Source organism: Streptomyces sp. NBC_01314, assembly GCF_041435215.1.
In the GTDB taxonomy this organism is placed as follows: Bacteria; Actinomycetota; Actinomycetes; order Streptomycetales; family Streptomycetaceae; genus Streptomyces.
Genome location: NZ_CP108394.1, coordinates 6,773,888 through 6,785,828 on the forward strand (window position 1 = coordinate 6,773,888; position 11,941 = coordinate 6,785,828).

An 11,941-nucleotide genomic window follows, 5' to 3' on the forward strand; every position below is an offset into this window, starting at 1 on the left:
TCAACTCGGCGGTCCACTACGGCTAAATCCGCCTTGGCCCGGCAGTCGCCGGGGCCGGCGCCTCCGCCTCCGCAGCGTTGATCGGGGCCGTGCTTCACGCCGGCAGACCGCAGCGGTCTACGACGCGATTTACCCGCGGAGATGTTTCAAGTGTGTCGACGGTTGAATTCGTCGAGTCCGCATCGCCCGTGTCCGCGAGCCAGAGCCGACGATGTGGGCGAGTTCCCAGCGGCAGGCGAAAGACTGGAGGCTGAAGTGGATACTCAGGAAGAAGTGGCGAAGACGATGCTTATCGAAAGAGACGTGCCGATCGAGATGGACGATGGCATCGTTCTGCGAGCTGACGTCTTCCGTCCGAATGACGGCTCGGCACATCCCACGCTCATGACCTACGGGCCCTACGGGAAAGGTCTGGCGTTCGCCGACGGGTACCCGACGGCATGGAACAAGATGGCTGAGGAACATCCGGACACGGTGAGTGGGTCGACCAACGTCCACCAGTGCTGGGAGGTGGCGGACCCGGAGAAGTGGGTCCCCCATGGCTACGTCATCATTCGCGTGGACTCTCGTGGTGCCGGCCGGTCGCCCGGATTTCTGGATCCATTTTCCGCGCGAGAGACCGAGGACTTTCGCGAATGCATCGAATGGGCGGGCCGGCAGGCGTGGAGCAACGGCAAGGTCGGCCTGAACGGAATCTCGTATTACGGGATGAACCAGTGGCGGGTGGCCGCGCTGAAGCCAGGGCCTCTCGCGGCGATCTGCGTATGGGAGGGCGCCTCCGACTTCTACAGAGAGGCTGCACGCCATGGCGGCGTTCTGAGCATGATGCTGCTGAACTGGTACGAGATGCAGGTGCTGTCGGTCCAGCACGGACGAGGGGAGGCGGGACCGCGGAGCGCCGCGACCGGTGAACTGGTCTGCGGCGATCGAACGCTGAGTGAATCCGAACTCGCTGCGAACCGGGCTGACCTGTCGACGTTTCACCGCGACAACGAGTTCATCGACGCCTACCGTGAGCGACGCCAGGCTGATCTGTCCCAAGTCGATGTGCCGCTGTTGTCCGCCGGCAACTGGGGCGGGCAGGGACTGCACCTTCGCGGCAACATCGAAGGCTTTTGCAGGGCATCTTCGACGGAGAAATGGCTTGAGATCCATGACGGTGAACACTGGGTCGAGTTCTACACCGATTATGGCGTAGACCTCCAGCGCCGGTTCTTCGATCACTTCCTCAAGGGTGAAGACAACGGCTGGGATGAACAGCCCCGCATTCAGATGAAGGTGCGGCACGTCGATGGAACGACGGAGGTGCGACACGAAGACGCATGGCCACTTCCCGGGACGACCTGGACCGATCTGCAACTGGACATCGACCGAATGCACCCTGGTGCCGCCACTGAATCGGTCGTTTCCTTCGACGTCAGTGGCGAGGGCGTCTCCTGGACCACCGAACCGATGGAGGAGACCACCGAGATCACGGGACCGGTCACCTGCCGGCTCTTCGTATCCACTACCTCTACGGACGCGGACATCTTCGCGGTGCTGCGCGCTTTTGACCCGGCTGGGAATGAGCATGTGTTTCAAGGTGCTATTGATCCCTTCAGTGCAGTGACGAAGGGTTGGTTGCGAATGTCGCACCGGGAGATCGATGAGCGTCTCAGTACGCCGTACCGGCCGTTCCATTCGCATGAGCGGGCATCCGAGGTCATTCCCTACGAGATCTACCAACTCGATGTCGAACTGTGGCCCACCAGTGTGGTCCTACCGCCGGGCTGGCGCCTCAGCCTGACCCTGCGGGGCTCCGACTGGGTGTACGACTCGGCGCCGGAGACTCGACTCTCGAACTTCAAGAACGCGATGCAGGGTTCGGGACCGTTCCTGCACGACGATCCGTCGGATCGTCCGGCGTCCGTCTTCAGCGGACGCACTTCGATTCATCTGGGGGGCGAACACAAATCCTTTCTACGCCTCCCGACAGTCCCGGCAACCAGGACCAGGACCAGGACCAGGACCGTACCGTCGGCCGGTTCTGCCTCTGAAGGTCGACGAGAGAAGGAGTGATGAAGATCAGAGCCGCAGGTTACGCAGCCACAGGAGGTCACGACGTGCTCCGCATTGTCGACCTCCCCATGCGCGATCCGGGCGCGGGCGAGGTTCGGGTGAAAATCCAGTACTCAGGCGTCAACCCGACCGACTGGAAGACCCGCATCGGCGGCATCCACATGCCGATCCCCGACGGGCAGGTTCAGGTTCCGCACCTCGACGGCTCCGGGATCGTGGACGCCGTCGGCCCGGGGGTCGAGGGCCTCGTGCCGGGGGACAGGGTGTGGTTGTGGCTCGTCGCCTTCAAGCGCTTGGAGGGGACCGCGCAGGAGTACGCCACCGTTCCGGTCCGACTGGTCCGCCCGCTGCCCGACACGGCCTCTCTGGAGTTGGGCGCCAGCCTCGGGGTCCCTTTCATCACCGCTCATCACGCGCTGACGCTCCGTGCCGGAGGTCCGGCCCAGCTCGCGCCGGGGGTGCTCGCAGGGGTCACCGTGCTGGTCGCGGGAGGAGCCGGCGCCGTCGGCAATGCCGCGATCCAGCTGGCGACGTGGGCCGGTGCGACCGTGATCACGACTGTCAGCAGCGAAGCCAAGGCCCGCCTCGCGAAGGCCGCCGGCGCCGCGATGGTGGTGAACTACCGCACGCAGGACGCCGCCGCCGAGATACGGCGACTCGCGCCGGGCGGGGTGGACATCGTCGTTGAGGTCTCGCCGTCCACCAACGTCGGCCTGGACCTCGCTGTCCTCGCGCCGCACGGGCTGATCGTCGTCTACGCCAACAACGGCGGCGACGACGTCACCATGCCGGTCCGATCCCAGATGACTCTGAGCGTCACCTGGCATTTCGTGCTGCTGTACAAGATGACCGACGCCGTTCTCGACAACGCCGTCGCGTCCATCGACAGGGCCCTGGCAGCCGGGGTGATCGGCGTGGGTGAAGACAGAGGGTTGCCCGTTCACCACTATCCGCTGGAGCGAATCGCGGATGCCCACAGGGCGGTGGAGTCCGGAACCGTCGGAAAAGTTCTCCTTGACCTGTCCGCATGACGTCCCTACCCGAAACCGGCTGGGACCGCCCGCCCAACACATCAACACATCGGCGCTCGCACGAGCGGCCGTCAATCGCGATACCGGAGGTATGAGGAAATGAGTCTGAAGAACCAGGATGTGGCCGCGGCGACGTCGGTGAAGGAAGACATCGAGTTTCGCGCCGACAGCGGGGTCATACTGCGTGGCTGGGTGATGACCCCGGACTCCGAGGGGCCGCATCCCACCATCGTGATGACCCCTGGATTCTCCTCGTCGATCACCCGCCTCGAAACTGTCGCTGACGCCTTCGTCGCTCGGGGGTTCGGAGTCCTGCTGTACGACCAGCGGACGTGCGGCAGCAGCGATGGGGAGCCGCGCCAGGACGTCGATCCTGTCGCCCAGGACCGGGACATGCAGATGGCCCTGTCCTTCGTGGAGCAACACCCGGCGCTCGACAGCGACCGCATCGGCCTGTGGGGCTCCAGCTACAGCGGGGCGAACGTGCTCGTCGTGGCCGCCATGGACCGCCGGGTGAAAGCCGTCGTCAGCCAGGTGCCCTTCATCTCCGGGTACGACCAATTCGTACTGGGAAACGGCCAGGGCGCGCTCGCCGCGATCGACGACAACATGGACAAGGACAGGCAGGGAAGGCTCAAGGGCGAGGAGCCCGGCCGTATCCAGCTGGTGCGGATGCCGACCGATCCGGCTGACCAAGCCGTCCTCTTCGAGGACCAGGCGGACTACGAGTACCTCGTGGGTGGTCCCCAGGGCCCCGCCGAGGGATGGATCAACAGCGTGACCATCCGCTCGACCGGACGGGCGCTGGCATACGACGTGCGTCCGTTCATGCGCCGCATCAGCCCGACCCCTCTGATGATGGTCGTCGCCGGCGACGACCAGACCACTCCGCCCTCGCTCGCTCTGGAAGCCTACGACGCTGCGCTTGAGCCCAAGGAGCTCATGATGATCTCCGGGGGACACTACGGCGTGTACTGGCCTCACCTTTCCCGGGATCTTGTCACCGACGCCGCAGCCCGTTGGTTCGAGACCCATCTGGGCAAGGGCACGCATTGATTGATGGTGCGGCGGAGACCGGCCGGCGAAGTCGCCCGGAGGTTCGGGGGCGGCCTCGCCGGCACCATCGGGGTCGGAAGGCGACGCCGGAGCTCGGTGCGTGACGCGGCAGCTCACGAGCTCGTCGCCGAGCGCACCGGCACCGGCACAGACCCCGAACGCCGAACGCCGAACGCGACACGGCTTCGCGTCTGCGGCCCGACGCGGAATCCGTCGCGCTGCGGATGGCCGTCGGGATGTGGGCGACGGGTGATACTGACGTCTCGCTGCCCGATCTGATCCGCGAGAGTCCCACGCAGCTGCGCGTCGGCCTTACCCCATCGGCTCCGTCGCACTGGCTGTATGACCGTCCCCGCTCTCGTCGCCGACCATCCGCCGGGTGGCCAGACGATTCTGTACACCCTCGATGAGGGGAAAGAGCGAGGATCCGATGAGTGCCTTCCACCCCGATCTCAAGCGAGGTCGCTTCATCCCCAAGGTGTCCTTCGGGCGTCTGTCGTCGCGCATCCTGCGGAGCGTGAAGTGGCGCTCGACCGATCCAGGGCCGGACGTCACGGTCCAGGAGATGACCGTGCCCGGGCCGAAGGGCGCGCCGCCCGTCTCGCTGCGCGTCTTCCAGCCCACCGGCCTGAAGGCAGCGGCTCCGGCGTTGCTCTGGGTACACGGAGGCGGGCTGATCTTCGGCGCTCCCGAGCAGGACGACCGTACGAACATCGCCTTCGTCCGCGAGCTCGGCATCACCGTCGCCGCGGTTCGTTATCGACTGGGGCCGGACCATCCCGCGCCGGCCGCGGTCGAGGACGCCTATGCCGGGCTGCGTGGCCTGGTCGAGCGCGCGGGTGACCTGCACATCGACATCGACCGCATCGCGATCGGCGGTGCCAGCGCAGGCGGCGGACTCGCCGCGGCCCTCGCCCTGCTCGCCCATGACCGGGGCGAGATCCGGCCGGCGTTCCAACTGCTCCTCTACCCCATGCTGGACGACCGCACGACGACGAGAACCGACCTGGACTCCCGCAAGGTGCGCGTCTGGACGCCCAAGAGCAACCGGTACGGCTGGTCGTCCTACCTCGGCGACGCCGTCGCGGGCCCGGATGTCTCCCCGTACGCGGCCGCGGCCCGCCGCGAGGATCTCACCGGTCTTCCTCCGGCCTGGATCGGCGTCGGCACCCTCGATCTCTTCCACGACGAAGACGTCGAGTACGCGCGCCGGCTGCGTGACAGCGGCGTCCCCTGCGACCTCGACATCGTCCCCGGCGCTTTCCACGGCTTCGACGCGGTGTTCCCCAAGGCCGAGGTCTCGCGGGATTTCTGGCGCCGACAGGCACGGGCGCTGGAGGGCGCACTGTGAGACCGCCCCACATCCATGACCGAGAGTGAAGGCCAATCGACATACAGATCGCGCACCATCGCGAGGCCGTCGGTACGGTGCCATGACGCTCAACCGTGGTGCCACTTCTGGCCTGACGCGGGCCCAGCAGGCATTTGGCGGTGGTGCCCAAGAAGGTGCGGCCGCCACCGGCCGGGGCATCACCGCGTCGTCGGGGTGTCACGGCATCGTGGGGCACCCCGGGTGTGAATGACGACGAGCACTACCCGGCGCCGGGCGTCAGCGGGCCGCCCGGTCCATCCCCGAAGGCGGCCGGTCACCCCGTCAGATGCAGCCCGTCCCCGAAGTCGATGCGCGCGAGGTCGGCGCGGGAGACGATCCCGAGCTTGGGGAACACGTTGGCCAGGTGATGACCCACCGTACGAGGACTGATCAGCAGCTGTGCCCCGATCTCCCGGTTGGTGAGCCCCTGCGCGGCCAGCCGTGCGACTCTCAACTCCTGCGACGTGAGGATGGCTGCGGTGTCCCCGGCCGATGCGGAGTCGCGGCGCGGTTGCTGCCCGGTCAGCTCCTGTTCGGCCCGGGTGCGGGCGAGCAGGGGCGCCGCGCCCAGGCGCCGGAAGATCTCCGCGGCTTCGGCCAGCTGCACCCGGGCGTCGGTACGGCGGCCGGCCCGACGCAGCCACTCGCCGTACAGCATGCGCGTGCGGGCGTAGTTGAAGGGCCGAGACGCGGCTCCGGGGACCTCCAGCGCAAGCCGGAACTGCTTCTCCGCATCCGTCCCCGACGCCAGCAGGGCATGGACCAGGTGCGTCGCGGAGATCGCCCACGCCGCCTCGGTCCGTTCGGCCCACCGCCGCAGCAGCCGCGCCTGTTCCTCGGCCGTCTCCCGCTGTCCGGCCTGGAGGGCGGCCTCGGCGGTGTCCGGCGCGGCGAGCACGGCGACGGTGGCGTTCGCCGCGTGGTGCCCGTGCTCGCTCAGCCGGACCAGGCGGTCCAGCGCATCCTCGGCCCGGCCGGCGAAGAGCGCCGACATGCCGAGGTTCCACTCCGCGCCGGCGCTGAAGGCGCGCATCCCACGCGGCACCCATACCTCGAAGAACCGGGCGGCGATGTCTGCGGCGGTCTGCTCATCGCCTCGCGCGGCCGCGAGCCATCCGAGACTGGAGCGGCACTGCGCCGCCAGGAGGTCGTCGCCGGTCCCCTCGGCCACTTGGATCCCTTCAAGGGCGTTCGCCGTGGCCGAGGTCCAGGAGCCTTGCGCGATGTCGAGCGCCACGGTCTGGGCCAGCGCCTGGGTCAGGGCGGTGACCTGGTCCGTGTGGCGCAGCATGTCGGTCTCGCGGCGGAGCGCCTCCTGCAGGGCGGACTCGATGCCCCAGGCCACCGCCAGCGGTGCCGGTGGCATCAGGAGCCAGGAACTGCCGCTGAGCCGGGTGAGGATGTCAGCGCCGGGGGCCACGATCCGGTCGTGGTCATCGGCGCCGCCGCCCCGGTCCTCCGTCCACCAGGCGCGCAGCAGCGGCAGCAGATCGGCGTTGGGGAAGTTCTCTTGCGGGAGGCGCCGTTCGAGCCGCTGGAGTGCCTCGCGCTGCAGTGCGCCGTGCCCGGCCGCCCATGCCGCCCGCAGTGCCATGCTGCCGAGTTTGAACGCCTGTCCGGGATCGGCCACCCGTTCCATGTCCCGGGTCAGTTGCCGGCAGGCGGTTTCCAGATTGCCGTGCGCGAACTCGATCAGCCCGCGCAGCCCCTTGCTGAGGTCCGCGACCGTGGACGGGGAGGAAAACCCTTCGGCCCGCTCCAGCATTGCCCGCGCCACGTCGACGTGGCCTGCCTCCCAGGCCGCCTGAGCCCCGTGAGCCAGTCGTCTGGCCGCGTCGTCCGTGGAGGGGGACAGCTTCGCCGCACGCCGCAGGGCACGGGCCGCCGTGGCGCAGCCACCGCGCGCCCAGGACCGGTGGGCCGACTCTTCCAGCAGCCGGGCCACCTCCTCGTCGGGTCGGCCCGCGGCTTCCACGGCTGCGGCGAGGTGCCAGGGGCGCAGCTCGTCGGCGTTCTCACCGGTCAGTGCGCGGGCGAGCGCATGATGAACGGCCTGACGGTCCGCGGGCGGCGCCTCCTCGTAGACCACCGCCTCCATCAGCTGGTGGCGGAAGCGGATCCGCCCGTCCGAGCGCGTGGTGAGCAGGTCCGAGTGCAGCGCCTCGTCCCACGCGCGTGCGTCGAGGCCGAGGACGCCACCGGCCTGGCGCACGCTGTTGCCATCGCCTCGGTCCTCGGCGGCGGTGAGAAGGAGCGCGGTGCGGGCAGGCGCGGACAGCCTCTCGATCCGGGTGCGGAAGGCACGGCGCAGGCGTGGCCCGAGGGCGATCCGCTCATCGGCCAGAGGGCGCGTCGAGAGGTCGCCGGCCACCACGGACGTGGTCAACTCCTGGAGCGCGAGGGGATTTCCGGCCGCCGCGCGGATCGTACGGCGGATCACCGCCTCGTCCGCGTGGGGAGCGACGGCACGGGCGAGGAGCCGGGCGTTGCTGTCGTCCAGCTCCCGCACCTCCATGGCCGCCAGCTTCTCCCAGTGACCCTCGACAGGATCGTCGTGTCCGGTGAGGAGCATGACCACGGGCTCGCTGCGCAGCCGACGCGCGACGAAGGCCAGGCACCGTGCGGACGGCTCATCGAGCCACTGAGCGTCGTCGGCGACGATGAGCACCGGCCGTTCCCGGGCCAGCTCCCCGACGAGCGTCAGCACGGCCACACCGATCAGAAACCGGTCCGCCACGTCGCCGCTCATCCCGAGCGCCCCGTTCAGGGCCTTGGCCTGCGGCTCCGGGAGTGCGCTGATCCGCTCCGTCACCGGCCACAGCAATTCGTGCAGCGCGGCGAACGTCAGCCCCGACTCCAGGCGAGTGCCCCCGCACCGCAAGACGGTGAAGTCCACGGCGGCTGACTCGGCCACGTATTCGAGGAGGGCGGTCTTACCGATGCCGGGTTCACCCCACAACATCATGGTCGCTCCGGATCCCTGACGGGCACCGTCAAGGATCCGGTCGAGGGCTGCCTGCTCCTGGCGCCGTCCGTACAGGTCCATTTGCTTGAAAGCTTAAAGGGCTGCGATTGCACAAAGCCACTACCGGCCACCCGAGTTCAACGACACCAGACCAAATCTTGACGGACACGGTGACGGACACGGTGACGGATCCGTTTTCCTCGCTTCCTCCGTAGCGTCGGGCGCGATCAACGCACTCGCGCCCCACCGCAGGAGAAAGACATGGCGACGGCGATCCGAGGTCGGGAGCGTCGGCAGGCGAGTGGCCCAGCCCGTTGTGCCGGGCGCGCGATCGCCGCAGCGGCCACAGACCCGAAACCGAGGCTGCGCTCCACCGCCGTCCCGACCGTCGGCCGCGTCAGCAGGTTATGCCGACCGAGGCCGCCGTCGACGCGTGCGGCGGGTGATGTGAGGACTGGCGGTGGCGGTCCCCCCACGACGACGCCGTCGCGGTCGGTCCCCGCTCGTCGTCCGCTCGTGGTCTTTCCCGTTCCGCACCCCGGGTTTCCCGGATCTTTGCCAGATCGCCGGACGTGACCACTTGCCATCGACCGACGACCATCATATGGTCGTACGAACGTAAGGCATACGAACGTAATGCAAACCAAGGAGTACGTGATGGCGTCAACCCGGCCGGTAGCACTCGTGACAGGGGCCACATCGGGGATCGGCAAGGAGACGGCCCACGCCTTCGCCGCCGCGGGTTACGAGGTGGTCGGCACCGGCCGGAAGGCCTCCGGGCTCACCCCGCCCGCCGGTGTCACGTACCTCGATCTCGACGTGGGCAACGACGACTCGGCCACCGCCGCGGTCGCAGAGGTGATCGACCGGTTCGGACGCATCGACGTCCTGGTCAACAACGCGGGCCTCGGCTCGGCGGGCGCCGTCGAGGAGAACTCCGTCGCCCAGGCCCAGAACGTCCTGAACATCAACGTCGTCGGTGTCATCCGCATGACCAAGGCCGTCCTGCCGCACATGCGCGCTCAGGGAGGCGGACGCGTCATCAACATCTCGTCCGTCCTCGGGGTCGCCCCCCAGCCCTTCATGGCCCTCTACGTCGCGGCGAAGCACGCCATCGAGGGCTACTCCGAGTCGCTGGACCACGAGGTCCGCGAGCACGGCGTCCGGGTCCTCCTCGTCCAGCCCGCCTACACCAAGACCAGCTTCGACACCAACGCCGCGCAGCCCGACACCCCGCTGCCGCTGTACGCGGAGCGGCGGCGCATCTTCGACGAGGTCATGGCGGAGGCGATGGAGGCCGGCGACGACCCCGCCGTCGTCGCCAAGGTGATCGTCACCGCGGCCACCGACAAGAAGCCGAAGCTGCGCTACGCCGCCGGCCCGCTGGCCTCACGCGTCACCACCGCGCGCCGCCTCGTCCCCGCCGGAGCGTTCGACAAGCAGATCCGCAAGAGCAACCGCCTGCCCGGCTGACATCCCGGCGGGCCGCACGGGGCGCCGACGACATCCCTGTCCGGCCTCAAGGGCGCCGACGACACCCCCGTCCGGCCTCAAGGGCGTGGCTTCCCCCCGAGTGTCTCTGATGTACCCGACATCACCGGCAGCTCCGATCTTCCCGAATGTCCACTGATCAGTAACTCATTGCTTTACCGAGGAGAGTCATGCAGCAGCAACGTCAGCAGACGGCCCGGCGCAGTGCGTCGAGCGCAAGGCGTTTTCTGAGGAAGAACGTCGGGATCGCGTTGGCGGTCACCGCGACGGCGGCCGTCCTGGTCTCGGCGCCGTCCGCATCCGCGGGAACGGGACACTCGTATCGTGGCGGATCTGTTGTCACCGACGTGACGACCGTGGCGAAGTTCGACTTCGCCGCCGGCGAGATCCCCGAGAACATCACCGCCAACCCCGACGGTTCGGTGACCCTGTCCATGCTCGGCAGCTGCGCGGTGTGCGAGCGCACCCACGGGCCGCAGCTGATGCGTATCTCCGCGTCCGGACAGCGCACGGTGCTGGCCACCGGGCAGGTGGGTGAAGCGATCAGCGGCAACACCCGTGGCAGTGACGGCACCGTCTACTACAGCGTGTGGGCCCCGGGCAACGCGGCCAGGAACGGCGTGTACAAGCTGCTTCCGGACGGTACCCCTGAGCGCATCGCCGCTCTGGCCCCCGACTCGGGCCCCAACGGGCTGGCCGTCGACGCGGCCGGACGCACCCTCTACATCGCGGACAGCCTGAAGGGCACCATCTGGTCCGTTCCCGTCTCGGGCGGATCGGTGACCCCTTGGCTGACCGATGCCGCTCTCGCGCCGGTGCCGACCGAAGCCCTGCCGATCGGCGCCAACGGACTCCGGTTCCACAACGGCGCCCTGTGGGCCACCAACTTCAACAAGGGCACCCTGCTGCGGATCCCGGTCACCGGCGCCGGCGCGGCCGGTCCCATCCGCCAGGTCACCGGCGGCCTGCCCAACATCGACGACATCAGCTTCCTGACCCCCCGCTCCGATGTGGTGTTCGCGGCGCAGAACGGCTCCTCCTCGAACAACGGTCCGGACAGGGTCGTGGTGATCTACCCGAACGGCACCTACAAGCCCGTCCTGACCAGCGCGGACGGACTCGCCTCGCCCTCCGCCACCGCGGTCCGCGGCGACCGGCTGTACATCACCGACGGCGGGGTCCCCGAGCCCCACGACGCGAAACTGCAGACCGCCAGGATCAACTTCCCCGCTCTCCTCGCGGGCGCGGCACACTGACCCGACCAGGGCGGCAGCCGGGGCGCACGCCCCGGCTGCCGCCGCGACGGAGGAACACCCAGTGCGGTACACGAAAGAACACAAGCACGAGACACGGCAGCGGATCATCACGACGGCCGGCCGCCGGCTCAAGCGCAACGGCATCGACGGCTCCGGAGTCGCCACGCTCATGAAGGACGCGGGGCTGACCAACGGCACCTTCTACGCCTACTTCGACTCCAAGGACGAACTCATCGCCACCGCGGTCGCCGACCAGATGCGCGCACAGCACGCGAACATCGTCGCGCAGGCGGCACCCGGCCGCGCCGGCCTCGAACAGATCATTCGCTGGTACTTCTCCCCCGAACAGCGCGACAGCGTCGAGGACGGCTGCCCCAACGCCGCCCTGCTCGACGAGATCGCACGCTCCACGGACCCCACCAGACAGGCATACACCGACGGCGCACTGGTCCTCATCGACGGCTTCGCCGCCCGCCTGGCACCCCACGATCCGCCATCGGCACGTCTGAAGTCACTCAGCCTCCTCGGCATGATGGCCGGGACGCTGCAGCTCTCCCGCGCCCTGACCGACCGCCAACTCGCGGACAGACTCCTCGAACAGGGCATCCGCAATGCCCTCGCACTGCTGGATGCCGAACAGCACGACTGATCGGCTTCAGCCGGTGACCTGTGTTCCATGACCGGGACATCGGGACATCGGTGATCCCGGCCC

The 11,941-nt window shown here is 68.5% G+C and carries 8 protein-coding genes; 7 read left to right on the forward strand and 1 reads right to left on the reverse strand.

The features are described 5' to 3' along the window. The first annotated feature begins 255 nt into the window (after positions 1-255). From OG622_RS30055 to OG622_RS30070, 4 genes are all read left to right on the forward strand, one after another. Complete coding sequence (locus tag OG622_RS30055) at positions 256-2,058, forward strand: CocE/NonD family hydrolase (RefSeq protein ID WP_371579750.1); 1,803 nt, start codon at positions 256-258, stop codon at positions 2,056-2,058. 44 nt (positions 2,059-2,102) lie between these two features. Beyond that, positions 2,103-3,089, forward strand: coding sequence for an NADPH:quinone reductase (locus tag OG622_RS30060; protein WP_371579751.1), 987 nt, complete (start codon positions 2,103-2,105; stop codon positions 3,087-3,089). Between the two features lie 99 nt (positions 3,090-3,188). Continuing rightward, positions 3,189-4,145, forward strand: a complete 957-nt coding sequence (locus OG622_RS30065; protein WP_371579752.1) for an alpha/beta hydrolase — start codon at positions 3,189-3,191, stop codon at positions 4,143-4,145. Between the two features lie 430 nt (positions 4,146-4,575). Then, complete coding sequence (locus OG622_RS30070) at positions 4,576-5,496, forward strand: alpha/beta hydrolase (protein WP_371579753.1); 921 nt, start codon at positions 4,576-4,578, stop codon at positions 5,494-5,496. A 295-nt stretch (positions 5,497-5,791) separates the two neighbouring features. Here the strand turns inward: OG622_RS30070 and OG622_RS30075 are convergent, their stop codons facing one another. Further along, positions 5,792-8,563 carry a helix-turn-helix transcriptional regulator gene (locus OG622_RS30075; RefSeq protein ID WP_371579754.1) on the reverse strand — a complete coding sequence of 924 codons (2,772 nt, stop codon included), beginning with the start codon at positions 8,561-8,563 and terminating at the stop codon, positions 5,792-5,794. Between the two features lie 576 nt (positions 8,564-9,139). Here OG622_RS30075 and OG622_RS30080 point away from each other — a divergent pair. The 3 genes from OG622_RS30080 to OG622_RS30090 all read left to right on the forward strand — a co-directional run bounded on the left by OG622_RS30080 (position 9,140) and on the right by OG622_RS30090 (position 11,878). After that, positions 9,140-9,955, forward strand: coding sequence for an oxidoreductase (locus OG622_RS30080; RefSeq protein WP_371579755.1), 816 nt, complete (start codon positions 9,140-9,142; stop codon positions 9,953-9,955). A 188-nt stretch (positions 9,956-10,143) separates the two neighbouring features. Beyond that, entirely contained in the window at positions 10,144-11,229 is a 1,086-nt protein-coding gene (locus OG622_RS30085) for an SMP-30/gluconolactonase/LRE family protein (RefSeq protein WP_371579756.1), read from the forward strand. Between the two features lie 61 nt (positions 11,230-11,290). After that, positions 11,291-11,878 (forward strand): TetR/AcrR family transcriptional regulator, encoded by a 588-nt coding sequence (locus OG622_RS30090; RefSeq protein WP_371579757.1) that lies wholly within the window; start codon positions 11,291-11,293, stop codon positions 11,876-11,878. The last annotated feature ends 63 nt before the right edge of the window (positions 11,879-11,941 follow it).